The organism is Rhodanobacter sp. L36 (assembly GCF_009765755.1).
Classification (GTDB): Bacteria; Pseudomonadota; Gammaproteobacteria; order Xanthomonadales; family Rhodanobacteraceae; genus Rhodanobacter.
In genome coordinates, this window is the sequence record NZ_LMUV01000002.1 from 631,285 (window position 1) to 658,098 (window position 26,814).

The window sequence follows — 26,814 nt, forward strand, 5'->3', positions numbered from 1 at the left end:
CTCATCGTTGACCCTTTTTGCCTCACCGCTGACCCGATGAGACTCACGCACGAGGTTCAAGCACCTCACCGATGAAGCTCGATCACCTCATCGATGAGGTGCAGTTGCCTGATCGATGAGGCAAAAAGACTCATCGCTGGCTCGTCGCGCCTCAACGCTGAGGCAAAAAGACTCATCGATGAGGTGCAGTTGCCTCGGCGATGAAGCAAAAAGTGTCGTCGACATCTTGGGCACGTGATGTTGTGTGCCATGCGCAACACGCAAACCGATGAACCTGTTCTCGTCACGGTTGACGGTGGATATCTGCCTTGAGTAATCGGTACTTCTTGCTGTCGATGAGCAAATGTCTTTCATGCGCAAAGTCTGACGTGACAACAATGTCGCCATGCAAATCTGGCGCATCCGCCCGGCTCCCTGTCGATCTGATTTTAATCAGACGTTGCAAATCCTTCTCGCTCAACGCCGCGGCTCCCACGATGATTCCGCCCTTCAATTTGACTATTCCTGAAGGATCATTCTCCAATTCAATGTGCCATCCAGCTGGAACTCGGTTCATCGCCGAAATGGAAGCGGTCTTGAATGTGAGATCAAAACCGACAACTCGTTCGGACTTCAGCAGGTCGAGATTTCTGAACACCACTCGATACTCGGCAGACCATGCGAACGATGTTGCCAGCAAAAAAAAGAGAGCACTCAAGACCGAAACTGGAACTTTGGGAGAAACGCGTTTGTTCTTCGAAATTGTCATCTGGGCTAGTCCTGATAAAACGGAACGAACATGTGCACGCTTGCAACCCAGATCATGGGTTCGCCGTATTGCGCAGCCGATAGTGGAACGTCGAGCATGTGAAATCCCGGCTTGTTCAATGTCTTTCGCATTTCAACCAGAGCGCCATTGATCCTGACTTGCGCCACTCCGTGATGCACCAGATAGGCGTGGGCCGTGTCACGCAGATTGGGGAATGTGTATTGATCAAACTTCCACGCGGCAGGCGATGGCTTCAGGGCAGCGAAGATCGTTTCCGGCAGGTCCTGGAAGTAGTAGCGCTTTTTGCAGCTTTCATAGTCCGCGCACCTCGCCTCGTATCCATCCGTTCCGAAAAAGCCATCTTGCGACGCATCGTCACGATCGACCCGATAAAGCACCACGCCCGTATCGTCGGTAATGACGAGGCTCCATCTGAAAGACGATTGCATCGACTTTCCGACGATGTGCAGAGTCAATATTTCGGCACGACCATCGGCGGTGATATCACCTTTGGCAGTGAAGGTGCGATCAACTTTCCCCACCTGAGCCGCAACAGTCGCGCCGCTCCATAGCACCAGCATCAGCATCAGCACAGCGAAACGCATGGGGAATTCTCAGACTGGATTTTCGGTAGGACGGATGGCCGAGTCGCGGCGAGTGACGATCGACCAGAGGAAACCGATGGCAGTCACGCCGAACACTATGGTGATCGTCACAGCAACGCGCATGTCTAACGGATCGATACCAAACCATCGCCCCGTCAGCAGCGGAACCGCCGCTGTCATCACGACACGTAATGCTTCCATCCACACCGCCCAGCGCCGTCCTTCCATCAGTCCGCCGAGGATGCTCAGGCTGATGACCAGATAGGCCGCGTAGGCGAGCAGGTCGACTAGAGTCGCCTTGCCGGCCATGCCGAGGAATTGCGTGGCCATGCCGAGCAGCAGGGCGAACTGCACCATGACGTAGATGGTCATGGCCTTTGACATCGGCGGGGCGAAGCGTTCGGTGCTGATCACGAAGGCCGGCTTCGGAAAACGTCCGGCGACATCGGCGGGTCGCCAGCCGGGTGGCTTGATCCACAGCAGCAGCTTGTCGCGCCAGCGGCGTGCGTGCCACGCGTCGATCGCGGTGCTCCAGTACACCTCGGCGTTGGCCCACAACGGGTTCCAGCTGCGCAGCGGCGAGCGCGTGCCGTATACCGGCGCGTCGCGATCGTGCTCTTCGATGAAGGTACCGAACAAACGATCCCACACAATGAGAATGCCGCCGTAGTTGCGGTCGAGATAGCGATCGTTCACCGCGTGATGTGCGCGATGGTTGGACGGCGAACAGAACACGCGATCGAACCAGCCGAGTCGCCCGATCTGTTCGGTATGCACCCAGAACTGATACAGCAGGTCGATCAGCGCAACGATCACGAACATCCGCAGCGGCACGCCGAGCAATGCCAGCGGGAGGTAGAACAGCCAGCCCAACAACACGCCGCTGCCGGTCTGGCGCAGCGCGGTGGAAAGGTTGTAGTGCTCGCTCTGGTGATGCACCACGTGCGCGGCCCACAGGATGTTCACCCGGTGCCCGCAGCGGTGCAGCCAGTAGTAGCAGAAGTCGTAGAGCAGCAAGGCGCCGGCCCATGCGAACAGATTGTTTGCCGGCAGCGCGAACAGCGCCAGGTGCTGCACGCACCACGCGTAGATGCCGAAGGTCAGCAGCTTGCTGAATACGCCGACGATCTGGGAGATCACGCCGAGCCCGATGCTGTTGATCGCATCACTGCTGCCATACGCCGCATGCCCGCGCCGCTTCGCCGCCAGGAGTTCGATCGCTATCAGCAGAAAGAACACCGGCGTCGCCCAGGTGATGATGAGTTCCTGCGTATTCATGTCGTCTCGATCGCCCTGTCGTCGCGCTGCACCGAACGCGCGATACACCACATCGCCAGATAGTACGTCGCCAGAACGCCCGCGTCGGCCAGCGGTATCGGGCCGCGGAACTTGTTCCACGCGAGCAGGCTGTCGCTGAGCATGAACACGAGTGCGCCGATAACCGCGTGCGTTGCGCTGCGTCGACGCGGATCATCGTGCAGCGCGAAGACTCTCGCACGCACTGCTGCCTGTCCGGCCATGCACGCGAGCACCGTCACGTAGACGGTCACCGGCAGACGCAATGGCGATGGAATGGACGGCCAAAGAAGTTGCAGGTTGAGTGCGCCGTAGCCAAGCGCGGCGAGCAGCACGAATGGCCGCGCCGCGAAGCGGCTATCACCGAGAAAGGCCACGAGAAAGCACAGGTGTGCCAGCAGGAAAGACAGCAACCCCGGCACGAAAAGATCAACGGGCAACATCAGGAATACATCGCCGCAGCACGAGAAAAGAATGCCCGCGAGAATCCAGCGTCGATAGTGCACCGACACCACTGGTTGAGCGCACCACGCCATCGCGAAGATCCATATTGTCGCCAGCGGTTTGAAGCACCAGTGCAAGAACCACCAGCCGTTGCCGAAGTCATGCGTCGCCAGCAACTCGCCGGCGATGGCGCCAATAGCTACGACGATTACCGCCAGCGTGAGCCGCCTTCGCCACGACCGTTGAGAAAGCTCAACGCTCATCGAGCGCCTTGCGTCCGATCGCCGGCGCGTCGGTGAAAAACGCATCGATGCCGGCGTCGAGATACATGCGGATTTCGGCGATCGATCCGGCTTCGTTGACCGTGGCGGGATCGTCGCCGAGCCACAGGCCGCGCGGCATGAACTGGTTTTCCGGACGAAACGTGTATGGGTGCACTTCGAGCCCCATGGCATGCGCATCGCGTACCAGCATCGTCGGCACGCCGAATGCATCGGCATCGAGCGGAATGATCGAGCGCGTGGACGGGCCGATCGCATCGGCGTAGCACGCTATCTCGCGCAAGCCGGGCGACGTCATCATCTGCGCGTAGTCGAGCGTGCCGCCGGCGAGCACCACGTCCCACGGTTGTTCGGCATCGTCGCCGAGCAACTGTAATAGCCGGATGTTGGAGTGTGCCGTGCCGATGCGTTGGCGCAGGTAGCGCAGGTTGGCGATTTCGAACGACTGGATTTCGATCGGCGCGCGTCGCGTATAGCTGTGCGCTGCCAGTCTGGCGAGCAGGCGATCCTCCATCGGCAGGCCGATGCGCGCGAAATAACTGCCGTGCTTGATTTCGGGAATGATGCCGATGATGCGCCCGCGCGCCGCCGATTCGGTTGCCGCCAGCGCAATGATTTCCTCCAGCGCGGGAATATCGAAGCGGCCGTCGTACGCGGTGCCGCGCAACTGCGGAAGGCGTTCGCGCGCGCGCAGGGTTTTCAGTTCGGCCAGGGTGAAGTCTTCGCAGAACCAGTCGTCGACCGTCTGGCCGTCTATCTGTTTGCGCGTGCGTCGCGAAGCGAACTGAGGATGTAAGGCGACGTCAGTCGTGTCGCCGATCGCGTTTTCATGGCGCGCGACCAGCGCGCCGTCACGCGTGGATACCAGATCCGGCTCGATAAAATCCGCACCGTCGGCGATCGCCTTCGCGTACGACGCGAGCGTGTGTTCCGGTCGCAGCGCGCTCGCGCCGCGATGTGCGATCACCTGCACTTTCGTGGTGATCGGTGGTTGATGCATCGGCGCGGCGGTTGTCATGGCCGACACGGTAGCGGACATCGCGCGCGCGCGCCGCGCTTCATTGATACACGTGCAGCCGGCCGATCGTCCATGCGTGGTACGACGCGAGCAGGCCCGGTGTGGCGCAGTCGTCGTACAGGCCGTGGCAGCGCGTGCGGAACGCGTTCTCGGCGGAAAAATACGGATCGGTCGGCACGCCTGCGGCCTGCAGCACCATGGTCGGCAGGAACGCGATATCCATCATCGGATAGCTCGGCAACGGCGCGCCTGCGAAATTGCTCTTCACCATGTAATAGGTGAGGTAATCGCGATACGGCTGCATCGGCGGCGGCAATGTCCGTTGCAACTGACGGATCATGCCGCCGAACGACGGCTGATGATCGCCGAAATGCATCAGCACGGTCGGCTGCGCACGATCGAGAAAATCGTGCTCGAGCCCGCGCATCGCCTCGGACGAATCGTGCAGGCGATAGAGGTACGTGTCGAAGTTCAGCGCCGGCTGATACTTCAGGCCGTGCAGCAGATTGCTGTATGGCGCCGGCACGTCGTCCATCGGATCGTCGTCGTGCGGGCCGTGCTGATTCAAGGTCAGAATCATCACGAATACCGGCTGCCCGGGTTTCTTCACGCTGTCATAGATGCGCTTGGCGGCAGCGAACATCTGCGCGTCGGTGTCCTGCCATTCCACCAGGCCCAGCTCGACCGAATCGTAGAGACGGTCGAAGCCATACGACTGATAGGCGTAGCGCGCATTGATGAAATTGCCGTTGACGGGGTAGATGGCGATGGTGCGATAGCCGAGTCGGCGCAGCTGCAGTGCGAGCGTATCGTGCACGTGCGGCGCCAGCACGTAAGGCGCATAGGTGCCACCCGGCCCGAAGATATCCTGCGGCATGCCGGTGAGCGATGCGAATTCGCTGACCCAGGTGCCGCCGCCAAATGTGTGCACGCGCATCGCGCCATGCGCACGCGTGCGCGCGTCGGCCTGGAACATCGACACCTGGCACTGAGGCACGCCGATGCACGCGGTGTAGTTGGACGGATCGAACGTGCTTTCCTCAAGCACCTGCACGATGTCCGGATACGGCGAATGCGTGACGCCCGGCGCACCCTGCGCGGTGGCGCCCCATACGGATTCCGCGACGGCGTCGCTGGTCATGGTCGGCAGCTTCACCGCGGCGTCGCGCAGGTTGACGAAGAAATTCGTCATCTGCGCATCGTCGGACAATTTCTCCCACACATCCCGCGAATGCACCGCCTCGAACGGGCCCGTCGGCAGCATGCAGGTCCAGAACGCCAGTGCGAACACGGCAACACCGCCCAGCCGCGCCAGCAGGACGCTGCCACGTCGTGTATCAACCAGCACGCGCTTGTCGTGACGCCACACCAGCCACAGCAAGGGCGGCAGCACTACGACGACGCCCAGGCCTAGGGCATACAGATACGGATAGTGCCGCAATGTATCGACCAGACTGGCGCCGGCGAAGTAGAGAAAATCCGACGGCATCAAGGGCGCATCGAGGTAACGCAGTTTCATCACAGACATGAACTTGAGCGCCGCGAACAGGCCACCGCTGATCAACAAGGCGGTGCCGAGACGTCCGAAGGCAAACAGCAAAATACCGAACGTGCTGAGCATCAGGCAGCCGATGAATGCTTGTTGCAGCAGCAGTGGTTCGTCCAGCGCGGTCACGCCGAGGCAGTAACAAAAAAAGACCAGCGCGAGTACCGGTAAAAGCGCCACTCGCGTGGCGCGTAGAAAATTGCGACGCATGAAGTTGATTTCCCCTGGCAGGGGTCGGCTGCCACCGAGGCGACATCTTACGGTCTTGCAACTGCAACATGCGTGCGAGGCATCGCGCCGTTCCACTGCCGTTTTGCATGGCGTGCGGCGACGACGGCTCATCGATGGTGTCGATCTGCTAGTTTTCGCGATTCGAATCCGCCAGCCATGCACGGGACACCATGTCGAAACGCGCCTTTCCCATCGCCACCCTCGCCGCCTTCCTGCTCGCCGGTTGTGCATCGCAGTCACGGCCGATCAATTTGCCCGATGGCTCCAGCGCGAAGGTCGCGATTCTCGAAACCACCGACGTGCATTCCAACGTGTTGAGCTACGACTACTACAAGCTGAAAGCGGACGACACGCTCGGCTACGAACGCACCGCAACGTTGATCCGTCGCGCGCGCGCCGAGTTTCCCAACACCTTTCTGTTCGACAGCGGCGACACGATTCAGGGCAGCGTGCTGGCGGATTATCAGGCGCTGGTGAAGCCGGTCGGTTGCGACCAGGAGCTGGCGATCTATCGCGCGATGGACACGATGGGCTACGACGGCGGCACCGCCGGCAACCACGAATTCAACTACGGACTCGGCTTTCTTTCGCAGGTCACCGGCACGCCGATGAACGTCGATGGCGGTCGCGCGGAACATTGCGCCGGGCCGCATTTTCCGCTGGTGCTTTCCAACGTGTACAGCGCGCGCGATGGCTCGCCGATCTTCAAGCCGTGGACGGTGGTGACCAAAACCATCGAGGCGTACACGGCGGACGGCAGCAAGGTCAGCGTGCCGTTGCGCATCGGCATCATCGGCTTCACGCCGCCGCCGATCATGCAGTGGGACAAGCAGAAACTCGGCGGCAGGGTCACGGTGAGTGGCGTCGTTGAGGCTGCGCAAAAGTACGTGCCGCAGTTGCAGGCGCAGCATCCGGATTTGATCGTCGCGATTCTGCACGGCGGCCTGGACACCGCGCCGTACACCTCGCAGATGGAAAACGGCGGCTGGTATCTCGCCGGCGTGCCCGGCATCAACGTGCTGCTGCTTGGTCACTCGCATACCGAGTTTCCGGGACCACGCTACGCCGGCATGAAAGACGTGGATGCGCGGCGCGGTTTCGTGCGCAACGTGCCGGCGGTGATGGGCGGCTTCTTCGGCAAGGACCTCGGCGTGATCCAGCTCGTGCTGAATCGCAAGGACGGGCGTTGGGTCGTCGACCTCGATCACACGCACAGCGAAGTGCGGCCGATCTGTCCGCAGAAAAATCAGTGCGTGCCTGCCGATCCGCAGGTCGCGCCATTGATCCAGCAGACACATGAAGCCGCTATTGCCTACGTCAACACGCCGATCGGCGAAAGCACGCTACGCATGAGCAGCTACTTTGCCGACGAAGGAAACATGACCGCGCTCGCGCCGGTCAACGCCGCGCAGATCGATTACGTGCGCGCCGAGCTGCCGCATTCGCATCCGGAACTCGCGAACGTGCCGGTACTTGCCGCCGCTGCCGCATTCCGCACCGGCTTCGGCGGCCCGGACGACTACACCGACGTCGCGCCCGGCCCGCTCACCTTGCGCAGCGCTGCCGATCTCTACTTCTATCCCAACACGCTCGCCGCGGTGAAGACCGATGGCGCCGGGTTGAAAAGCTGGCTGGAGCAATCCGCACGCCGCTTCAACCGCATCGATCCGAACAAGCCAGGCGAACAGCCACTGATCAGCTCGCATTTCGTCGGCTACAACTTCGACCAGATCCAGGGCGGCATTCACTACCTGATCGACCTGTCCAAACCCGTCGACCATCGCATCACCCAGCTGAGCTACCAAGGCAAACCGGTTTCGCCGAGCGATCCCTTCATCATCGCCACCAACAACTATCGCGCCAGCGGCGGCGGCCACTTCCCCGGACTCGACGGCAACAACATCGTGCTCGCCGCGCCGGATGGCACGCGCGAAATTCTCGCCCAGTGGCTGCAGCAACATCCGCGGCTCGTTTCGAAAGACCTCGAGCCGACGTCATGGAACTTCGCACCCATGAAAGTACGCGGCCCCATCACCTTCACCGCCGCCGGCAACAAACTCGATGTCGCCGGTGTTGTGGGGCTGCAGAACATTCGACTGGTGAAGGACCATGGCGATGGCACGGCGACGTATGCGATCGATTTATCGCGTTGAGCTTTCTGGACATTCAAATACTTGATCACTTTCCGGAGCGGATGTTTGCAATAGTCGTGTAGTCGACTTCCATCGCCATGCTTTCGATTCGCGACCGAATGGCATGATCGACCTATCCAGGCGCCGTTCGCTTCAAAGACGCAATCATGTTGAAGAAGCAAGGTTCGATACGCTGGCTGCCCGATGCCGCGATTCAGAAAGGTAGCTCGACCGAAGCAACCAGCCCGGTCGAAGCAAAACATCGCTTCGGTACATTGATTCAGCAAAGTCCTGACATGGACGATGCCATAGTCTCGGTTTATCGACCGCAAACATTCTTTTGAAGCGTCACATCAGACTGGCCGGCGCATGAAGCGACTCAAGAAATTGCATGACGTTGGCGTCGCTTTGATTGCGATTCTCGCGACGAATGCAACTCCGTTGTGGGCCACCCACGTTGAAGCGGCGCAGATTGGCAACCGCGATACCCGCGTGACTATCCGATTCGGATCATCGGCTCCGCAAGTCACGCAGTTGTCGTCAACTTCGATCACTGGATGGACGGGTAATGACGCCACGACGCTGATCGATCACATCACCATCGACGGCAAGGATCGGCCGCTGCACTGGCATTTCAACCGGACGGCCAGCCGTCTACGTGGCGATGCCATGGATGCGGTGTACGAAAACGATGTACCGAAGTTGCGACTCACCTGGTCGTGGCGCACACGTGCAATGCACGGTCCGCTGGAGCACACGATCCGCATCCAGAACCTCACGGGTCGCACGATCACGTTGCCGTTGCAGGACAGTTTTCGTTTTCGCTGGCACGTCCCCGCGTCGCGTTCGCTCCAGCAGTTGTGGATCGACAAGGGCGCGGGCGAGGCGCCGCCGGTCGGAACGCATCTTGTGGATGTCGGCGAAGGTTATCGCTGGCTGGGCACGTCGAGCACCTATGCGCATCCCCGCAAGGGCGAACCGCGCGAGATCATTCCGTACATGCTGGTGCGCTCGCCTGGCGACGATGCGACCGATGGCTGGTATGTCGGTATGGAATTCAGCGGTCGTGTCGCGATGCGCGTGCAGCGACGCGGCGATGTGCTGGAGGGGGGCGCGGGACTGAATCCCGAACCTGGCCCGTTCGAAACGCGGCTGCTATCCGGCGAGAGTTTCGTCACGCCGACAGTGTTTCTGGGCGCCACGCATGGCAGCGTCGATGACGCAGGCAACGCGCTGCGGCGATGGGTGCGCGAGGTGTTGAATGATCCGCGCCATGTCGCCGACCCGCACTATCCGCTGCTGGTCAACAACAGCTGGGGTAGCGGCATGGCTGTGGATGCAGCGCAGGCGCACCGCATGATTATCGACTCCGCGGCGCTGGGTTTCGAGATGTTCCATCTGGACGCCGGCTGGTTTCGCGGTGTCGGCGACTGGGTGCCCGATCCGCGCAAGTTTCCGCAAGGGCTGGTGACCATTGCCGACGATGCGCATCGACACGGGTTGAAGTTCGGCCTCTGGATCGACTGGGCGCAGGCAGGCAACAGCATGCAGCCCGCGTCGATGAGCGTGCTTCACGCGGCCACCCGCGACTGGCTCGTCACCGATCCGCCGCCCGGCTGGAAGCCCGGCGAGTTCAAGGGCATCACCATCGACATCGGACAGTCGGATGCCAAGGCTTGGGTGTCGAAGGAAGTTGAGCGACTGGTGCATGACGATCACCTCGACATGCTCGAACACGATGGCTACGTCGTCGCGCAGGGCTGCGACCGTGCCGACCATCCGCACGCGACCTGCGATCCGAAGCTCGTGCATCACTACGAGGACGAAGGTTTCCGGTGGGCCGATGGCCCCAACTCGACCGACGTGAGTTACCACGCGGCGCGGGCGTACTACGACATTTATCGAACGTTGAAAAAGGCGCACCCGGACCTGTTGCTGGAGATCTGCAACGACGGCGGGCGCATGGTCGATTTCGGAAGTGCGGCAGTCGGTGATTATTTTTCGATCGTCGATTCGTACGATCCGCTGTCGAACCGGCAGGCGTTCTACGACGCCAGCCATGTGTTGCCATCAGCGATGCTCGAAACCTATGTAAAGCAGTGGCCGACGCCGCGCATCGAGAATTTTCGAACCATGCTGCGCAGCGGCATGATGGGCTGGTTCACCCTGATGCTCGACACCACCCGCTGGACAAGCGCACAGCGCGACGATGCGATGGAAGAGCTGCGCGTCTACAAATCGACGTTGCGCCCACTGATCCGCAACGCCGATCTTTATCACGTCGGGCCGCGACCCGATGGCAAAGGCTGGGATGGCACCGAATATGTCGACGCTGCCAGCGGCACAGGTGTTCTGTATGCGTTTCACGGATCGAATGGCAAGGAGATTTCTCATCGCTTCGTGTTGAAGGGGCTGCAGCCGCTGCGTCGCTACCGATTGCATTTCCACGACGGCAGCGCCGCGGATGTCGTGGAAACCGGCGACGCGTTGTCACGCACGGGCGTCGTCGTGCGACTGCCGGTGCCGGAGTCGTCGGAGCTGGTGATGCTGTCGACTGTGCACGACTAGCCGAGCTGTTTCCTGCGGGGCAAAGTTGCAAATGCATCTATTGACCGCAGCGCAACAATCCCCTTAAGGTCGATCCATGTCGCTCGAACTCTCACCCGCACGCACGCATGTCGCCCTGGTTTTTTCCGGGCGGGCAGCGTTGTCGGTGACGATCGGCACGATCCACACCACCATCGCGATGACGACTACCACCACGACCATTACTCGGTCGGGGTGGGTGTCCGTGCGCGAATAGGTTCTCTACTACGCAACGGCCCCGCCCTCGACAGGCGGGCCGGTGCACTCCCCACAGCACAAGCCGATCCGCCAGCGAGCACGGGCCTCACTGGAGGTCATCGTGAATATCTGTGCGCTTCAACCTGCTGCCATCCATCGGCCATCGTCCGCTTTTGCCTCGTCTGCAGTGCGTCGCCGACGCGCGCTGGCGGTGGGCTTGATCGGGCCCGGGCGCGTCGGCAGCGCGCTGCTTGCGCAATTGCGCGCGGCGCAGCCTCGGCTGCGCGAATCGGGCCTCGATCTGCAATTGTGCGGCGTGGCTGCGAGTCGACGCATGTGGCTGGACTGCGACGACCCGGAGCTCAATCACGCGGGCCATCAACATCACGCCGAGCGTGCGCAGATCTGGCGGCCGGGCAATCTCGACGAATTCGCTGCGCACGTACGCGGTGATGATGGCCGGCACGCGCTGTTGATCGATTGCAGCGCCAGCGATGTCGTCGCAGGGCACTATGCGTCATGGCTGGCCGCTGGCCTGCATGTGGTGACGCCGAACAAGCAGGCCGGCAGCGGCTCGCTGGATCGCTGGAAATCAATCCGCGCTGCCTGCGCCGAACGCGCGCGCTTTCGCTACGAAGCCACGGTGTGTGCCGGGCTGCCTGTGGTGCAGACCTTGCGCGACCTGCTCGACACCGGCGACGAACTGCTCGCGGTGGAGGGCATGTTTTCCGGCACGCTCGCCTGGCTGTGCAATCGCTACAACGGCACGCAGCCGTTCTCGGTGTTGGTACGAGAGGCACATGCACTGGGCTACACCGAGCCGGATCCGCGCGATGATCTCTCCGGCCTCGACGTCGCGCGCAAGCTGGTGATCCTGGCGCGTGAAGCGGGCTGGCTGCTGTCGCTGGAAGATGTCGATCTGCAAAGCCTGGTGCCTGCGGAACTCGCTGCGTTGCCCCTGGATGCGTTCATGTCGCGGCTGCGCGAACTGGATGCGCCGATGGCGGCGAAACTCGCCGAAGCGCGTGCCGAAGGCGGCGTGCTGCGTCACGTGGCGCACCTGGACGGCCACGGCCGTGCCAGCGTGCGCCTGACGGTGCTGCCGTCCACGCATGCGTTTGCCCATACGAGACTGACCGACAACATCGTGCAGTTCAGTACACGTCGTTACTGCGACAATCCGCTGTCGGTGCAAGGCCCCGGCGCCGGTCCGGAAGTAACCGCCGCGGGTGTGTTCACCGATCTGTTGCGCATCGCCGAATCACTGGAGGCGCGCGCATGAATACTTCGCTGATGGAACCTGCCATGGCTGCACCGCATCGCCCGAAACCTCTGCAGGCCGCTTGCGCCTATTCACCGGCGAGCGTCGGCAATGTGGGCGTCGGTTTTGATTTGCTCGGGCACAGCGTCACTGGCGCGGGTGATCGCGCCGAAATACGTCGCATTGACGAGCCGGTGGTGCGCATCGCCGACATTCGCGGCTGCGTCACCGACCTGCCGACGGACCCGCGACAGAACACCGCCGGCGTCGCTTTGATGGCATTGCGCAAGGCGCTTGGACTGCAGCACGGTTTCGAACTGGTGTTGAACAAGGGCATCGCGCTCGGTTCGGGCATGGGCGGTTCGGCTGCCTCGTGCGTGGCTGCGCTGGTGGCGGCGAATGCGTTGCTCGTGCAGCCGTTGCCGCGCGAATCGCTCTACGGTTTTGCGCTCGACGGCGAAGCGGTCGCCAGCGGCAGTCGTCACGGCGACAACCTCGGCGCGATGTTGCTCGGTGGTCTGGTGATGGCGACGCACGATCGATTGTTGCGCATTGCGGTGCCCGCCGAATGGCACTGTGCGCTGGTGCATCCGCACGTGGTTCTTGAAACGCGCAAGGCGCGCGCGGCGCTGGCCGGGCATTACGAACTTGGCGAATTCGTGGCGCAGAGTTCGAATCTCGCGATGGTGCTCGCCGGTTGCTGGCACGGCGACGCGACGCTGGTGCGCGAGGGCCTGAAGGACGTGTTGGTGGAACCGCGGCGTGCACCACTGATACCGAACTTCGCGAGAGTGAAGCAGGCTGCGCTGGATCATCGTGCCATGGGTGCGAGTATTTCCGGCGCGGGCCCGAGCGTGTTCGGCTGGTACGAGAACCACGCCGATGCCGAAGCCGCGACGCGATCGATGCAGGCAGCCTTCGCCGATGCGGGGCTGGACAGCGATGCGCGCGTGTCGCCGATCAACGGACCGGCGGCATCGTTGATCGCATCGATCGAGGTCGATGCATGAGCGTGATCGCACCCTTGCGTTATCACAGCACGCGAAGTCCCACGCCATCAGTGCCGATCAGCCGAGCGATTGCCGCGGGACTCGCGCCCGACGGCGGCCTGTACGTGCCGGAGTTTTTGCCGCGCATCGATGCGGAGGCGTTCGACGCGAACGGCACGCTGGCCGACACCGCCGCGACGCTTCTCGCCCCGTTTTTTGCGGGCGATCCACTCGCCGATGAACTGCCGGAGATTTGCGTCGAGGCGTTCACCTTCGACGCGCCGCTGCGTGAACTGCGCGCGCATCCGGGGTCGTCGATGCTGGAGCTCTTTCACGGGCCGACGTCGGCGTTCAAGGATTTCGGCGCACGTTTTCTTGCCGCTTGTCTGCAACGCCTGCCGCGTGAGAACTCACAGACGCTGACCATCCTCGTGGCGACATCCGGCGACACGGGTGCGGCGGTGGCTGCGGCATTTCACCGTCAACCAGGCATTCATGTGGTGATTCTCTATCCCGATGGCAAAGTCTCGCCGCGGCAGGCGCATCAACTGGGCTGCTTCGGAGACAATATCCATGCGCTGCGCGTGACTGGCCGATTCGACGACTGCCAGCGCATGGTGAAAACCGCGCTCAACGACACGACGTTGCCGGCCCGCGTGCCGCTTTCGTCGGCCAACAGCATCAGCCTCGGCCGTCTGCTTCCGCAGATGAGCTACTACGCACACGCCGCGCTGGGCTGGTGGCGCGAACACGACACACCGCTGAATTTCATCGTGCCCACCGGCAACCTCGGCAATGCCATGGCATGCCTGTGGGCGAAAGGCATGGGCTTGCCGATCGGCGAACTGCAGCTTGCCTGCAACGCCAATGCCACCTTGCCCGACTATTTCGCCGGCGACCGATACGCACCGCGCGAGGCCATCGCCACGCTCGCCAATGCCATGGACGTCGGCGCGCCCAGCAACTTCGAACGGTTGCGCTGGACGTTTCCGGATGAAGCGCAACTGCGCGCACTGCTCGACGCACGCAGTGTCGACGATGCGACGATCCGCCTGATCATCGAAAGCCATGCGCGCGATCACGGCGAAGTGCTTTGCCCGCACACCGCGACGGCGATGCACGTACTCGACGAACTGCGTCGCGAAGGCAATGACATGCCGTGGGTCGTGGTGGCTACCGCGCATCCGGCTAAATTCGAAAGCGTGGTGGAGCCGTTGATCGGCCATGCCGTGGATGTGCCCGATGCGCTCGCCAACATGTTGCAACGTCCTGCCAGCGCCGAACCTCTGGCGGCGAGCGCCGACGCGTTGCGGCAATGGCTGCTCGAACACGCCGCCGGTTGAAGCGCGTCATCCTGACGCGCTTGTGAATTCCATCAACTCAACGCTTCGAGGATGTCCGCGGTCGATCGCACGCGACCGAGCCGCGGAAAAATTGTCTCGACTGCGAACTTGTGCTGCTCGGCATTGGCTGCGCTCATCGCGTCCTCGGCCAGGATCAATGCGTAGTTGTGCTCGTACGCGGCGCGTGCGGTGGATTCGACACCGATGTTGGTGGAGATGCCGCCGAGTACGATCTGCGTGATACCGCGACGACGCAACTGGAGATCCAGTTCGGTGCCATGGAACGCGCCCCACTGACGCTTGGTGATGTGAATGTCGCTGGGCGCCTCGGCCAGTTCATCCGCGAGCTCAAGCCAGTTATCGGGCAGCGATCGCGCCGGCGACGGTTGATCCACCGGCTGCTTGAGCGCATCGGCAAAGTCGGCCGCGAAGCCCACCCGAACCAGCACCACCGGCGCGCCGAGTGCGCGGAAGCGTGCTGCGAGCCGGCCGGCGCGCTCGTTCACATGGGCCGCGCTGTGCGGACCGCCTGCGTAAGGCGCGATACCCTTCTGCAAATCGATGAGCACCAGCGCGGTGCTGCGCGGATCAAGTTTTTCCACGGTATTCTCCAGTCGGCAAGTGAGGATGCCCTCGCTTTTGGAATTATGAGGATGACCTCACAAAAGTCAACCGCCAGCGCCAAGGCGCCGCAACGGCAACGCGGTCGCGAACGCGTGGCATCGCTGCTCGATGCCGCCGCGGCATGCTTCGTCGACAAAGGTTACGAAGCAGCCACGATGACCGAGATCGCAGCGCGTGCCGGCGCGGCGATCGGTTCGCTCTACCAGTTTTTTCCAACCAAGGAAGCGCTGGCGCATGCGCTGATGACGCAGTACACGCAATCCCTTCAGCAACACCTGCAGCAGCTTGCGGCGCAGTCCGGCGACTGGAATGACGACCAGCTCGGCACGCAGCTGATTCGCCTGCTGGTCGCCTTCCGCCGCCGACATCCGGCTTTTGCCGTGCTCGCCGAATCCCTCGCCTCGTTGCCTGCGGTGCGTGGCTTGGCGATCCGCCAACACCTGCGCGAAGGTTTGCAGGAACTACTCGGCCAGCGCATCACCCACCTGTCGTCCAGCGAGCTGCATGCCGCCGCGGTCGTCGTGCTGCAGTTGATGAAGGCCGCGGTGGCGCTCAGCGCGGAGGTCGGCCTGGTGGGTCGCAAGTCGGCACTGGAGCAACTTGAACGGGCGCTGCAGCTCTATCTGGCTTCGCTTGCGAAACGCTGAAGCGATGGTTTTCGTGGTGCGGCGACATGCGCACCGGTATGGCCGCCGATGTTCGTCTGGACGGCTAGGCGTCCAGATGAAATACCGCCGCCGAAGCCAATTGGTTTCAATTTAAACTGTTGACACGCTGCAAACACATCGCTTACGGTCCAAGGATGTCGCAACGCAACAACCCCTGCCGCTTCGTCCATATGCATCGTCTTTCGACGGTGAGCGGGCTGCTGCAGCTTCGCGGCACGCTTCTTCTTACCCTTGTACTCGTACTCCTTATTACCAACGGAGGTGCGGGCTGAGGGCGTAATCCAGGTAACCAGAAACAAACCTGAAGATTCCCAAAGAACCCCGCACCGAAAACGGATGCGGGGTTTTTTTATGCCTTCGGCGACGCACACACAGCGGAGCCAACATGAAAAGCATCGACCAGCAGCAAGCCCCGACCAGCGAAGCCGATGTAGCGGCCGATCGCGTGCGGATCTTCGACACCACCTTGCGCGATGGAGAACAGGCGCCGGGATTCTCGATGGATCGGCGGGCCAAACTGCGCATGGCGCTCGCGCTCGAAGCGCTGGGTGTGGACGTGCTCGAAGCCGGTTTCCCGCAGGCGTCGCCGGATGATTTCGGTGCGGTCGCGGAAATCGCCAAGGCGCTCAGGCACACCACGGTCTGTGGTCTTGCGCGCTGTCAGAACGGCGACATCGACAGCGCGGCACGCGCGCTCGAGGCCGCTCGTCACTCACGCATCCACCTGTTCATTTCGACCAGCCCGCTGCATCGCGAACACAAGCTCGGGATGAGCAAGGCGCAGGTATTCGATGCGGCCATCGCATCCATCGAGCGAGCGCGCCACTTGTGCGACGAAGTCGAATTCTCCGCTGAAGACGCCACCCGTACCGAGCCGGAATTTCTCGCCGAGATTTTCAGCGCCGCGGTGGCCGCTGGCGCCACCACGCTCAACGCGCCGGACACGGTCGGCTACAACACACCGGGCGAGATGGCGGATTTTTTCGCCTACCTGCGCCGTCATGTGCAAGGCGCGGACAAAGTGATTTTTTCCAGCCACTGTCACGACGATCTCGGCATGGCCGTCGCCAACACGCTCGCGTCAATCAGCGCCGGCGTGCGCCAGGTGGAATGCACGATCAACGGTATCGGCGAGCGCGCTGGCAACGCGTCGCTGGAAGAAATCGTGATGGCGCTGAAAGTGCGCGCGCCCTACTTCGGCATCGACACGCGCATCGACACGCGCCGCCTGTACGGCACATCGAAGCTGTTGACCGAACTGACCGGCCAACCGGTGCAGCGCAACAAGGCAATTGTCGGCGCCAACGCATTCGCGCACGAATCCGGTATCCATCAGCACGGCATGCTGAAGCATCGCGGCACCTACGAAATCATGCGGCCGCAGGACGTCGGCATCGCCGAGACGACGCTGGTTCTGGGCAAGCATTCCGGCCGTGCCGCGCTGCGCCAGCGCCTGCAGACGCTCGGCCACACACCGGCGGATGCAGCGCTGGATGAAATTTTCGCGCGCTTCAAGGTGCTCGCCGATCGCGGGCGCGAGCTGCATGACGAAGATCTGCACGCGCTGGCGCGAGGCGAGGATCCCGATGCCACCGGTCCGTGGCGCATCGTGCAACTGCACAGCAGCTCGCATCTGGGCAGCGCGTCGGCATCGGTGAAACTCGCGCACGAGCACGGCCACGAAGTCAGCGAAGCGGCGATCGGCGACGGCCCGGTCGATGCGGTGCTGCGCGCCATTGAACGCGCCACCGGCACCGCGCTCGAACTCACGCGATTCCAGGTCGACGCGATGAGCGAAGGCGGCGATGCACACGGCCACGCGCAACTGCGAGCACGCCATGCGTCGCGCGAGTGGCGCGGTGACGGCGTCAGCACCGACATCGTCGAAGCCACCGCGCTGGCCGCGCTTTCCATCGTCAACCGGATCGAACGGCAGACGCCGGTCGCCATCAAGCACCCACAGGGAGTGACCGCATGAACGCAGCTTTTCTCTGGCACAACGGCCGGATCAAACCGTGGGCCGAGGCCAACGTCCACGTCAGCACGCACGCGCTGCATTACGGCTCGTCGGTGTTCGAAGGCGAGCGCGTATACGCAACACCCAAAGGGCCCGCGTACTTCCGTCTTGCCGAACACACGCAGAGGTTGTTCGAGTCGGCGCGCATCTACGAAATCGAGATCGGTTACAGCGAAGATGAGATCAATGCCGCCTGCCTCGAACTGATTCGTGTGAACGACATGTCGTCCGCTTATGTGCGACCGATCGTGTTTCGCGGAGCGGGCGGACTTGGCGTGCTGCCGAGCAAAGGCGCGCCGGTGGAAGTGGCGATCATGGCGCTCAACTGGGGCGCGTATCTGGGCGAAGCAGCCGAGCGCGGCGCGGATGTCTGCGTGTCGTCATGGCAGAGGCCGGCGCCGAACACCATCCCGAGTTGGGCCAAGGCCGGCGGCAATTATCTGTCGAGCCAGTTGATCGGCATGGAGGCGCGACGCGGCGGCTACGACGAAGGCATCGCGCTCGGTCACAACGGCTTGCTGAGCGAAGGCGCCGGCGAGAATCTGTTCCTGGTCAAGCGCGGCAAGCTGCTCACGCCGCCGTCGAGCGCCGGCATCCTGGCCGGCATCACACGCGACGCGGTGATCACGCTCGCTGCGGACATGGGCATCGCGGTCGAGGAGCGCGACCTGCCGCGCGAATCGCTGTACACCGCCGACGAAGTGTTCATGACCGGCACCGCCGCGGAGATCACGCCGGTGCGTTCGGTCGATCGCAAGAACGTGGGCGCCGGCGTGCCCGGGCCAATCACTTGCGCGCTTCGACAGGCTTTCTTCGGTTTGTTCGATGGCCGAATCGAGGACCGCTGGAACTGGCTGAATTTTGTTGATGCGTCCGCCGCCAACGGCGCGTCGTCGCTGGCTCATACCCGCGCTCATGAACGAGTGCACCAACCACTGGAGATCCCGGCGTGACCGCCAAGACCCTGTTCGAAAAAATCTGGGAGACGCATGTCGTCGCCGCCGAAACCGAGGCGACGCCAGCGATCCTCTATGTGGATTTGCATCTGGTGCATGAAGTCACTTCGCCACAGGCGTTCAGTGAATTGCGCGAGCGCGGACTGAAACTGCGGCGCCCCGATCGCATGCTGGCGACGCTGGATCACTCCACGCCGACACTTCCCGCGGCGGCGAACGGCGAACGTCCGTACGCCAACGACGAGGCGAAGGCACAGGTTGCGCAGCTGGAAACCAACTGTCGCGAATTCGGCATCGAACTGCATGGATGGGACAGCGCGGACCGCGGCATCGTGCACGTGATCGGGCCGGAACTCGGCGCAACGCAGCCGGGCATGACCATCGTCTGCGGCGACAGCCATACCTCCACGCACGGCGCATTCGGCGCACTCGCGTTCGGCATCGGCACCACCGAAGTCGGCCACGTGATGGCGACACAGTGCCTGCTGCAGAGAAAGGCAAAAACACTCGCGATCCATGTCGACGGCAAGCTGCCCGACGGCGTCGGCGCGAAGGACCTGATCCTGCACATCATCGGCAGCATCGGCGTGGACGGCGGCACCGGCCACGTCATCGAATATCGCGGCGCAGCGATCGAGGCGTTGTCGATGGACGAACGCATGACCGTCTGCAACATGTCGATCGAAGCCGGCGCGCGCGCCGGACTGATCGCACCGGACGATGTCACGTTCGACTGGTTGAAAGGTCGTCCGCACGCACCATCAGGTGCCGCATGGGACGAGGCAGTGATGCACTGGCGCGCACTGCGCACCGATGATGGCGCGGGCTTCGATCGCGAAGTGCGCATCAACGCCGCGGAGGTCAAACCGACTGTTACCTACGGCACGCATCCGGGCATGGCGATCGCGATGGATGCGCCGGTGCCCGCTGCGCGCAATGTGCAGGAACGCCGTGCGCTCGACTACATGCGCAGCGAGGCCGGCAAGCCGATGCAGGGCACGCCGGTCGATGTGGTGTTCGTTGGCAGTTGCACCAATTCGCGACTCTCGGATCTGCGCGAAGCGGCGAGCGTGTTGAACGGCCGGCACGTTGCCAGCGGCGTGCGCATGCTGGTCGTGCCCGGTTCCGAAGCCGTGCGTCGCGACGCCGAGCGCGAAGGCCTGCATCACGTGTTCACCAACGCCGGCGCCGAGTGGCGCGTGCCGGGTTGCTCGATGTGCATCGCGATGAATGGCGATCTCGCGCAACCGGGCCAACTCGTGGTCTCCACCTCCAATCGGAATTTCGAAGGTCGCCAAGGCAAGGGCGCACGCACCGTGCTGGCGAGCCCGGCGACCGCTGCGGCATCCGCGATCGCAGGACGTATCGCCGATCCGCGCGAATATCTGACGCAGGAGCAAGCCGCATGAAGCCGGTCATCCGCCTCCACTCGCGCACCGCCGTGCTGGTCGACGAAAACATCGACACCGACCGCATCATTCCCGCGCGTTTCCTCACCACCACCGAGCGCAACGGTCTTGGCAAGTTGTGTTTCCACGACTGGCGTTACCAGCCGGACGGCAGCGACAACCCGGCGTTTCCGCTCAACCAGCCGCAGGCGCGCGGTTGCGCGATCCTCGTCGCGGGGCGCAACTTCGGTTGTGGTTCGTCGCGCGAACACGCGCCGTGGGCACTGCTCGACTACGGCATCCACGCCGTGCTGTGCAGCGAGATCGCGGACATCTTCCGCAACAACGCGCTGAAGAACGGCCTGCTGGCGATCATGGTGAGCGAGGCCGAGCATCGCTGGCTGCTCGAGCATCCCGGCATCGAACTCTCCATCGACGTGCGCGACGAATACATCGCGCTGCCCGATGGCGGACGCATCGCTTTCCAGCTCGAGCCGTTCGCGCGGCATTGCCTGCTCAACGGCGTCGACCAGCTCGGCTATCTGCTGCAGCACGCCGACGCCATCACCACTTACGAAAAATCTCTGGAGAAAGCCGCATGAAAGCGCATGTCGTCACCCTGCCCGGCGATGGCGTCGGTCCGGAAGTCACCGCCGCCGCCGTGGCCGTATTGCATGCCGTGGCCGCGCGCTACGGGCACGAATTCAGCTTCGACGAACAGCTGATCGGCGGGGCCGCGATCGACGCCACCGGCGAACCACTGCCTACCGCATCCCTTGCCGCATGCAAGGCCGCCGACGCCGTATTGCTCGGTGCCGTCGGCGGCCCGAAGTGGTCCGATCCGAATGCCAAGGTTCGCCCGGAGCAGGGCTTGCTCGCGTTGCGCGCCGCACTCGGCGTCTATGCCAACCTGCGCCCTCTGACGGTGCATCCATCGCTCGCTGCGTTGTCGCCGCTGAAAAACGAAAAGCTGAAGAACGTCGACGTGTTGTTCGTGCGCGAACTCACCGGCGGCGCGTACTTCGGCGCGAAGACACGCACCGCCGATACCGCGACCGACGAATGCAAGTACACCGTCATGGAAATCGAGCGCGTGGTGCGTCGTGCGTTCGACCTGGCGCGCGGACGCCGTCGTCATGTCACCTCGGTCGACAAGGCCAACGTGCTGGAAACCTCGCGGCTGTGGCGCAGCACGGTGCAGCGCATCGCCGCCGACTATCCGGATGTCACGGTCGAGCACCAGCTGGTCGATTCGATGGCGATGCTGCTGCTGACGCAGCCGTCGCGCTACGACGTGGTGGTCACGGAAAACCTGTTCGGCGACATCCTCACCGATGAAGCCGCCGCGCTCGCCGGCTCGCTCGGCTTGCTGCCATCCGCATCGCTGGGCGATGGTTCGGCCGGCTTGTACGAACCGATCCATGGCTCCGCGCCGGACATCGCCGGCCAGGGCGTCGCCAATCCGATCGGCGCGATTCTTTCCGCGGCGATGTTGCTGCGCCATTCGCTGCAACTCGAAGCCGAAGCAGTCGCGATCGAAGCCGCCGTCGACCAGGTGCTGCGCAACGGACCGCACACGCGTGACATCGGTGGCGACGCCGGCACCGACACGGTGCGCGACGCCGTGCTTGCCGCGGTGGAAGAACACGCCGATGCCGCCGATTCCTTTTTCGCCGGAGCCCGCGCATGCGGATGACGGCACACGCTTCCCCATGGTTGGACACACGGAGGTGTCCATTCTTTTTCCGCCACGGAATGACTTCTTTTTCCACGACGACACGGAACTAGCATGCGCAGTGATGTGATGAAAACCGGGCCCGATCGTGCGCCAGCGCGCGCGATGCTTCGCGCCACCGGACTGGACGACGCAGACATCGCCAAGCCGCTGGTTGCGGTCGTGCATACCTGGTCCAACGTGAGTCCGTGCAACCTCAACCTGCGCGAACTGGCACAGGCCGCGATCGAAGGCGTGCGCGCCGCCGGCGGTACGCCGGTCGAGTTCAACACGATTGCCGTCACCGACGGCATCGCGATGGGCACGCCGGGCATGCGCGCGTCGCTGGTCAGTCGCGAGGTGATCGCCGATTCGATCGAGCTGGCAGTGGACGGCCATTCGCTCGACGCAATGGTGGTGCTTTGCGGCTGCGACAAGACGATTCCCGCCGCCGCGATGGCGATGGCGCGATTGAATATTCCATCGGTCGCACTCTACGGCGGCACCATCGCGCACGGCACGCACGACCAGCATCCGATCACCATCCAGCAGGTGTTCGAAGCGGTCGGTGCGCACGGCGCGGGCAAGATCAGCGACGCCGAACTCACCTCGGTCGAACGTGATGCCTGCCCCGGTGCCGGTGCATGCGGCGGGCAGTTCACTGCCAATACGATGGCGATGGTGCTGTCCACGCTGGGCTTGTCGCCGATGGGTTTCAACGACATTCCGGCCACGCACCCCGCCAAGTCCGCGGCAGCGAAGCGTTGCGGCGAACTGGTGATGGAATGCTTCGCCGCCCAGCGCACGCCACGCGAATTGCTGACGCGCACCTCGCTGCGCAACGCCGCGCGCATGGTCGCCGCGACGGCGGGTTCCACCAATGCCGTGCTGCATCTGCTGGCGATCGCGCGCGAAGCCGGCGTCGAGTGGACGCTGGAAGATTTCGAACCTGCATCGGCCGACACGCCGGTGATCGCCGATCTGTTGCCCGGCGGTCGCTACACCGCGGTGGAAATGTTCGGCGCGGGTGGCAGTGCGCGCGTGGCGCAGGAACTGATCAGCGCCGGCATGCTGGAAGACACGCCCACCGTCACCGGCCGCAGTCTGTTCGAAGAAGCGGCCGCCGCGCCGCGCACCGACAATCAACATGTCGTGCTTCCGGTCAGCGCGCCGCTGAAACCGCGCGGCGGTTATTCGATTCTCTACGGCAACCTCGCACCGGAAGGCTGCATCCTCAAACTGGCCGGCAAGGGCACGACGCATTTCGAAGGCGTTGCGCGCGTGTTCGAAAGCGAGGAGCACGCGTTTGCCGCCGTGCAGGGCGGCACCCTGGTCAAGGGCGACGTCGTCGTGATCCGCAACGAAGGCCCGGCCGGCGGACCCGGCATGCGCGAGATGCTCGGTGTCACCGCCGCGCTGATCGGCCGTGGCCTGGGCGACGACGTGGCGCTGATCACCGACGGCCGTTTCAGTGGCGCCACGCATGGATTCATGGTCGGCCACATCGCACCCGAAGCAGCACGCGGCGGCCCGATCGGTTTGCTGAAAGATGGCGACCGCATCGTGATCGACGCCGCCAGCCGCGAGATTTCCACCGACGCCGATCTCACCGAGCGCCGCACCCACTGGCATCCGCCGCAACCGAAAGTGAGTCACGGCGCACTGGCCAAGTACGCCTTGCTCGTCGGCTCCGCCTCGGACGGCGCCAGCACCCATCCCTCATCGTCGCCGGTACGTTCAGCCGTCTCGACGTCCAAACATCCCAACCAGAAAAACGCAGGAGTCTCCGCATGAGCAGCACACCTTCCTCCGACACCCAGCCTTACGCCGGCCGCATCGCCGTACTCGGTTATGGCAGCCAGGGTCGCGCGCACGCGCTGAACCTGCGCGACTCCGGCCTCGACGTGGTGGTCGGCCTGCGGCCTGGCGGCCCGACCTGGAAAAAAGCCGAGGCCGACGGCTTCGCCGTGGTCGAACCGGCGCACGCCGTCAAAGGCGCCGACCTCGTCGCCGTGCTGACGCCGGACATGGTGCAGCCCGCGCTCTACAAGGACGCCATCGAACCGAACATCAAACCCGGCGCCGCGTTGTTGTTCGCGCACGGTTTCAACATCCACTTCGGTCAGATCAAGCCGCGAGAAGACATCGACGTGATCCTGGTGGCACCGAAGGGACCGGGCGCACTCGTACGCACCGAGTACGAGCGCGGTCGTGGCGTGCCTTCCATCTGGGCCGTGCATCAAGACGTGAGTGGCGAAGCTGAAGCAAAGACCAAGGCCTACGCCGACGGCATCGGTGGTGGACGCGCCATGCTGATCAAGACCGACTTCAAGGAAGAGACCGAAACGGATTTGTTCGGCGAACAGGCCGTGTTGTGCGGCGGTGCCAGCGAGTTGGTGATCAAGGGTTTCGAGACCCTCGTGGAAGCCGGTTACCAGCCGGAGATCGCGTATTACGAAGTGATGCACGAACTGAAGCTGATCGTCGACCTGTTCTACGAAGGCGGCATCACCCGCATGCTGGAGTTCATCTCCGAAACCGCGCAGTACGGCGATTACGTGAGTGGTCCGCGCATCGTCGACGCCGACACCAAGGCGCGCATGAAGGCCGTGCTGACCGATATCCAGGACGGCACGTTCGCCAGGAACTGGACGGCTGAATACAAGGCGGGCCTGCCGAACTACAAGAAGTTCAAGCAGGCCGATCTCGATCATCCGATCGAGAAAGTCGGCGCGAAGCTTCGCGCGCGCATGCCGTGGCTGCAGACGTCGAACGACAAACCCGCTGCTGCAACGCCGCTGAAAAAAGTTGGCTGACTTGCTTCAACTCACTTCCTTCCGCGTGGCGGGAAGTGAACTTTTTTACGCACGAATGAAGGACCCCGATGTGAACGCGCAACCACTGAAAGCCGAGATCGCCGCGGATCATCATCCACTGGCCGGTCAACCGATGACTGGTGCCGAGGTGATCGTGCAAGTGCTCGCCGACGAAGGCGTGAGTGTGATGTTCGGCTATTCCGGCGGCGCGATTCTGCCGGTGTATGACGCGCTGTTTCGCTACAACGCCGAGCATCCCGGCGAAGGCGGCGTCGAGCCGATGCCGCTGATCGTGCCGGCCAACGAACAAGGCGCGGGTTTCATGGCGGCCGGCTATGCGCGCGCGTCGGGCAAGGTCGGCGTGGCGGTGGTCACGTCCGGCCCGGGCGCCACCAACATGGTGACGCCAGTGCGCGACTCGATGGCCGACTCCGTGCCACTGGTGGTGATCTGCGGCCAGGTCGCCCGGGCCTCGATCGGCAGTGATGCATTTCAGGAAGCGCCGATCAGCAACATCATGGGCGCGTGCGCGAAGCACGTGTTTCTGGTTACCGATCCGGGACGACTCGAAGTGACCCTGCGCACCGCGTTCGAGATCGCACGCAGCGGTCGGCCTGGCCCGGTGGTGATCGACGTGCCGAAGGATGTGCAGAACGCCGCGCTGAACTTTCGCGGCGAAGGTCGCCTGCCGATTCCGGGTTATCGCGCGCGCCTGCAAACGGTGCAGTCGGCGCATGTAAGTGATGCCGAATGTGCAACGTTCTTCGCGGCGCTGGAGCAATCGAAACGCCCGCTGATTTATGCAGGTGGTGGCCTGATCGCCTCCGGCGCATCCGCGGCACTGCGCGCGTTCGTCGATGACTTCGGTCTGCCGGTCACCACCACGCTGATGGGTCTGGGCGCGTTCGACACCACCGATTCGCTCGCGTTGCACATGCTTGGCATGCACGGCACCGCATACGCGAACTACGCCGTGGACGATTGCGACTTCATGCTGACACTGGGCGCGCGCTTCGACGATCGCGTGGCCGGCGTACCGGACAAATTCGCGCCGACGGCGAAGTTCATCGCGCAGATCGATATCGATCCGGCCGAGATCGGCAAGGTCAAGCCGGTGCATTGGCATCACAACGGTGATCTGCGCCTGACGCTGGATCGGTTGCGCCAGTACGGCACGCGCCACGGCTTTCGTCCGCGTCAGGACGGTCGCTATGCAACGTGGCACGCACAGATTGCCGAACTCAAGCGCGCCCACGCGATGAACTACGACCGCGACAGCGCGATGATCCAGCCGTATGCGGTGATCGAGGCGATCAATCGCATCACGCAGGGTCGCGCGGTGATCAGCACCGGCGTGGGCCAGCACCAGATGTGGGCGGCGCAATATTTCGATTTCCGAGAACCGCGGCATTGGCTCAGTTCCGGCTCGATGGGCACGATGGGTTTCGGCCTGCCAGCGGCCATCGGCGCGCAGTTCGCGCGGCCGGATGCCGTGGTGATCGACATCGATGGCGACTCCAGCATTCGCATGAACATCGGCGAGCTCGAAACCGTCACGACCTATGGTCTGCCAGTGAAAGTGGTGGTACTCAACAACGTCGGCGACGGCATGGTGCGGCAGTGGCAAAAACTGTTCTTCAAGGGCCGCTTCGCCAGCTCCGACAAAAGCCTGCATCGCAAGGACTTCATCAAGGCCGCACAGGCCGACGGTTTCGAATGGGCGAAGCGGCTGGAGAACAAGGACGAACTGTCGAAAACCATCATTGACTTCCTCGCCTTCGACGGCCCGGCATTTCTCGAAGTGATGATCGATCCGGATGCCGGGGTGTATCCGATGGTCGGACCCGGCGCGAGTTACGCACAGATGATCACCGGCGACTGCATCGCCTCGCGCCAGCAGGTCGCCGAAAGCGAAGCTGCGCGCGACGACATGTTCTGATCAGGATGACGACG

22 protein-coding genes and 1 pseudogene are annotated in these 26,814 nt (G+C 63.1%); 16 read left to right on the forward strand and 7 right to left on the reverse strand.

The features are described 5' to 3' along the window. Positions 1–283: 283 nt before the first annotated feature. From GSQ73_RS02730 to GSQ73_RS02755, 6 genes are read right to left on the reverse strand one after another with little or no spacing between them, the layout of a single operon-like run. Entirely contained in the window at positions 284–748 is a 465-nt protein-coding gene (locus GSQ73_RS02730; RefSeq protein WP_158880756.1) for a hypothetical protein, read from the reverse strand. A 5-nt stretch (positions 749–753) separates the two neighbouring features. Next, positions 754–1,353, reverse strand: coding sequence for a hypothetical protein (locus tag GSQ73_RS02735; protein WP_158880758.1), 600 nt, complete (start codon positions 1,351–1,353; stop codon positions 754–756). A gap of 9 nt (positions 1,354–1,362) precedes the next feature. Continuing rightward, positions 1,363–2,631 carry a sterol desaturase family protein gene (locus GSQ73_RS02740; protein WP_158880760.1) on the reverse strand — a complete coding sequence of 423 codons (1,269 nt, stop codon included), beginning with the start codon at positions 2,629–2,631 and terminating at the stop codon, positions 1,363–1,365. Next, entirely contained in the window at positions 2,628–3,356 is a 729-nt protein-coding gene (locus GSQ73_RS02745) for a lysoplasmalogenase (protein WP_158880762.1), read from the reverse strand. The genes GSQ73_RS02740 and GSQ73_RS02745 overlap by 4 nt, the downstream gene beginning before the upstream one ends. Next, positions 3,346–4,392 (reverse strand): glycerophosphodiester phosphodiesterase, encoded by a 1,047-nt coding sequence (locus tag GSQ73_RS02750; RefSeq protein ID WP_158880764.1) that lies wholly within the window; start codon positions 4,390–4,392, stop codon positions 3,346–3,348. Before GSQ73_RS02750 ends, GSQ73_RS02745 begins: the two co-directional genes overlap by 11 nt. 40 nt (positions 4,393–4,432) lie before the next feature. Beyond that, a complete protein-coding gene (locus GSQ73_RS02755; RefSeq protein ID WP_158880766.1) occupies positions 4,433–6,148 on the reverse strand; it encodes a sulfatase-like hydrolase/transferase in 1,716 nt (571 codons plus the stop codon). 191 nt (positions 6,149–6,339) lie between these two features. Between GSQ73_RS02755 and GSQ73_RS02760 the strand changes: the two genes are divergently transcribed. The 7 genes and pseudogenes from GSQ73_RS02760 (at position 6,340) to thrC (ending at position 14,678) form a co-directional block, all read left to right on the forward strand. Continuing rightward, positions 6,340–8,322 (forward strand): bifunctional 2',3'-cyclic-nucleotide 2'-phosphodiesterase/3'-nucleotidase, encoded by a 1,983-nt coding sequence (locus tag GSQ73_RS02760; RefSeq protein ID WP_158880768.1) that lies wholly within the window; start codon positions 6,340–6,342, stop codon positions 8,320–8,322. A 146-nt stretch (positions 8,323–8,468) separates the two neighbouring features. Further along, positions 8,469–8,645 (forward strand): hypothetical protein, encoded by a 177-nt coding sequence (locus GSQ73_RS02765; RefSeq protein WP_158880770.1) that lies wholly within the window; start codon positions 8,469–8,471, stop codon positions 8,643–8,645. A gap of 25 nt (positions 8,646–8,670) precedes the next feature. Next, positions 8,671–10,869: an alpha-galactosidase gene (locus GSQ73_RS02770; protein ID WP_158880772.1), complete on the forward strand. Its 2,199-nt coding sequence runs from the start codon at positions 8,671–8,673 to the stop codon at positions 10,867–10,869. A gap of 76 nt (positions 10,870–10,945) precedes the next feature. Further along, positions 10,946–11,104, forward strand: a complete 159-nt coding sequence (locus tag GSQ73_RS02775) for a hypothetical protein (protein ID WP_158880774.1) — start codon at positions 10,946–10,948, stop codon at positions 11,102–11,104. 189 nt (positions 11,105–11,293) lie between these two features. Then, positions 11,294–12,367, forward strand: a pseudogene (locus GSQ73_RS02780) (homoserine dehydrogenase); the annotation flags it as partial. Positions 12,368–12,378: 11 nt separating this feature from the next. Next, the gene (locus tag GSQ73_RS02785) at positions 12,379–13,356 is read left to right on the forward strand and encodes a homoserine kinase (RefSeq protein ID WP_254063279.1); all 978 of its coding nucleotides are present in this window, start codon (positions 12,379–12,381) and stop codon (positions 13,354–13,356) included. Beyond that, positions 13,353–14,678, forward strand: a complete 1,326-nt coding sequence (gene thrC / locus GSQ73_RS02790; RefSeq protein WP_158880780.1) for a threonine synthase — start codon at positions 13,353–13,355, stop codon at positions 14,676–14,678. The genes GSQ73_RS02785 and thrC overlap by 4 nt, the downstream gene beginning before the upstream one ends. A gap of 32 nt (positions 14,679–14,710) precedes the next feature. Here thrC and GSQ73_RS02795 read toward each other — a convergent pair whose 3' ends face one another. After that, the gene (locus GSQ73_RS02795; protein WP_158880782.1) at positions 14,711–15,280 is read right to left on the reverse strand and encodes a hydrolase; all 570 of its coding nucleotides are present in this window, start codon (positions 15,278–15,280) and stop codon (positions 14,711–14,713) included. 51 nt (positions 15,281–15,331) lie between these two features. On the opposite strand from GSQ73_RS02795, the gene GSQ73_RS02800 reads away from it, so the two are divergent. From GSQ73_RS02800 to ilvB, 9 genes are all read left to right on the forward strand, one after another. Continuing rightward, complete coding sequence (locus tag GSQ73_RS02800) at positions 15,332–15,949, forward strand: TetR/AcrR family transcriptional regulator (protein ID WP_158880784.1); 618 nt, start codon at positions 15,332–15,334, stop codon at positions 15,947–15,949. Positions 15,950–16,355: 406 nt separating this feature from the next. Continuing rightward, positions 16,356–17,948, forward strand: a complete 1,593-nt coding sequence (locus tag GSQ73_RS02805; protein WP_158880786.1) for a 2-isopropylmalate synthase — start codon at positions 16,356–16,358, stop codon at positions 17,946–17,948. After that, complete coding sequence (locus tag GSQ73_RS02810; protein WP_158880788.1) at positions 17,945–18,940, forward strand: branched-chain amino acid transaminase; 996 nt, start codon at positions 17,945–17,947, stop codon at positions 18,938–18,940. The genes GSQ73_RS02805 and GSQ73_RS02810 overlap by 4 nt, the downstream gene beginning before the upstream one ends. Next, positions 18,937–20,352, forward strand: a complete 1,416-nt coding sequence (leuC, locus tag GSQ73_RS02815; RefSeq protein WP_158880790.1) for a 3-isopropylmalate dehydratase large subunit — start codon at positions 18,937–18,939, stop codon at positions 20,350–20,352. Before GSQ73_RS02810 ends, leuC begins: the two co-directional genes overlap by 4 nt. Then, positions 20,349–20,933: a 3-isopropylmalate dehydratase small subunit gene (gene leuD / locus GSQ73_RS02820; protein ID WP_158880792.1), complete on the forward strand. Its 585-nt coding sequence runs from the start codon at positions 20,349–20,351 to the stop codon at positions 20,931–20,933. Before leuC ends, leuD begins: the two co-directional genes overlap by 4 nt. Beyond that, the gene (gene leuB, locus GSQ73_RS02825; RefSeq protein ID WP_158880794.1) at positions 20,930–22,027 is read left to right on the forward strand and encodes a 3-isopropylmalate dehydrogenase; all 1,098 of its coding nucleotides are present in this window, start codon (positions 20,930–20,932) and stop codon (positions 22,025–22,027) included. Before leuD ends, leuB begins: the two co-directional genes overlap by 4 nt. Positions 22,028–22,120: 93 nt before the next feature. After that, positions 22,121–23,839: a dihydroxy-acid dehydratase gene (ilvD, locus tag GSQ73_RS02830; RefSeq protein WP_158880796.1), complete on the forward strand. Its 1,719-nt coding sequence runs from the start codon at positions 22,121–22,123 to the stop codon at positions 23,837–23,839. Further along, positions 23,836–24,861 carry a ketol-acid reductoisomerase gene (gene ilvC, locus GSQ73_RS02835; RefSeq protein WP_158880798.1) on the forward strand — a complete coding sequence of 342 codons (1,026 nt, stop codon included), beginning with the start codon at positions 23,836–23,838 and terminating at the stop codon, positions 24,859–24,861. The genes ilvD and ilvC overlap by 4 nt, the downstream gene beginning before the upstream one ends. 55 nt (positions 24,862–24,916) lie before the next feature. Then, positions 24,917–26,800, forward strand: a complete 1,884-nt coding sequence (ilvB, locus tag GSQ73_RS02840) for a biosynthetic-type acetolactate synthase large subunit (protein WP_158881681.1) — start codon at positions 24,917–24,919, stop codon at positions 26,798–26,800. The last annotated feature ends 14 nt before the right edge of the window (positions 26,801–26,814 follow it).

Coding starts and splice junctions, on each gene's coding strand:
- ilvB (WP_158881681.1), top strand. CDS start 24,917: ATGAAGGACCCCGATGTGAACGCGCAACCACTGAAAGCCGAGATCGCC.
- ilvD (WP_158880796.1), top strand. CDS start 22,121: ATGCGCAGTGATGTGATGAAAACCGGGCCCGATCGTGCGCCAGCGCGC.
- GSQ73_RS02810 (WP_158880788.1), top strand. CDS start 17,945: ATGAACGCAGCTTTTCTCTGGCACAACGGCCGGATCAAACCGTGGGCC.
- ilvC (WP_158880798.1), top strand. CDS start 23,836: ATGAGCAGCACACCTTCCTCCGACACCCAGCCTTACGCCGGCCGCATC.
- GSQ73_RS02760 (WP_158880768.1), top strand. CDS start 6,340: ATGTCGAAACGCGCCTTTCCCATCGCCACCCTCGCCGCCTTCCTGCTC.
- GSQ73_RS02750 (WP_158880764.1), bottom strand. CDS start 4,392: ATGACAACCGCCGCGCCGATGCATCAACCACCGATCACCACGAAAGTG.
- GSQ73_RS02730 (WP_158880756.1), bottom strand. CDS start 748: ATGACAATTTCGAAGAACAAACGCGTTTCTCCCAAAGTTCCAGTTTCG.
- GSQ73_RS02775 (WP_158880774.1), top strand. CDS start 10,946: ATGTCGCTCGAACTCTCACCCGCACGCACGCATGTCGCCCTGGTTTTT.
- thrC (WP_158880780.1), top strand. CDS start 13,353: ATGAGCGTGATCGCACCCTTGCGTTATCACAGCACGCGAAGTCCCACG.
- GSQ73_RS02740 (WP_158880760.1), bottom strand. CDS start 2,631: ATGAATACGCAGGAACTCATCATCACCTGGGCGACGCCGGTGTTCTTT.
- GSQ73_RS02785 (WP_254063279.1), top strand. CDS start 12,379: ATGGAACCTGCCATGGCTGCACCGCATCGCCCGAAACCTCTGCAGGCC.
- leuB (WP_158880794.1), top strand. CDS start 20,930: ATGAAAGCGCATGTCGTCACCCTGCCCGGCGATGGCGTCGGTCCGGAA.
- GSQ73_RS02770 (WP_158880772.1), top strand. CDS start 8,671: ATGAAGCGACTCAAGAAATTGCATGACGTTGGCGTCGCTTTGATTGCG.
- GSQ73_RS02765 (WP_158880770.1), top strand. CDS start 8,469: ATGTTGAAGAAGCAAGGTTCGATACGCTGGCTGCCCGATGCCGCGATT.
- GSQ73_RS02735 (WP_158880758.1), bottom strand. CDS start 1,353: ATGCGTTTCGCTGTGCTGATGCTGATGCTGGTGCTATGGAGCGGCGCG.
- GSQ73_RS02745 (WP_158880762.1), bottom strand. CDS start 3,356: ATGAGCGTTGAGCTTTCTCAACGGTCGTGGCGAAGGCGGCTCACGCTG.
- GSQ73_RS02755 (WP_158880766.1), bottom strand. CDS start 6,148: ATGCGTCGCAATTTTCTACGCGCCACGCGAGTGGCGCTTTTACCGGTA.
- GSQ73_RS02800 (WP_158880784.1), top strand. CDS start 15,332: ATGACCTCACAAAAGTCAACCGCCAGCGCCAAGGCGCCGCAACGGCAA.
- leuD (WP_158880792.1), top strand. CDS start 20,349: ATGAAGCCGGTCATCCGCCTCCACTCGCGCACCGCCGTGCTGGTCGAC.
- GSQ73_RS02805 (WP_158880786.1), top strand. CDS start 16,356: ATGAAAAGCATCGACCAGCAGCAAGCCCCGACCAGCGAAGCCGATGTA.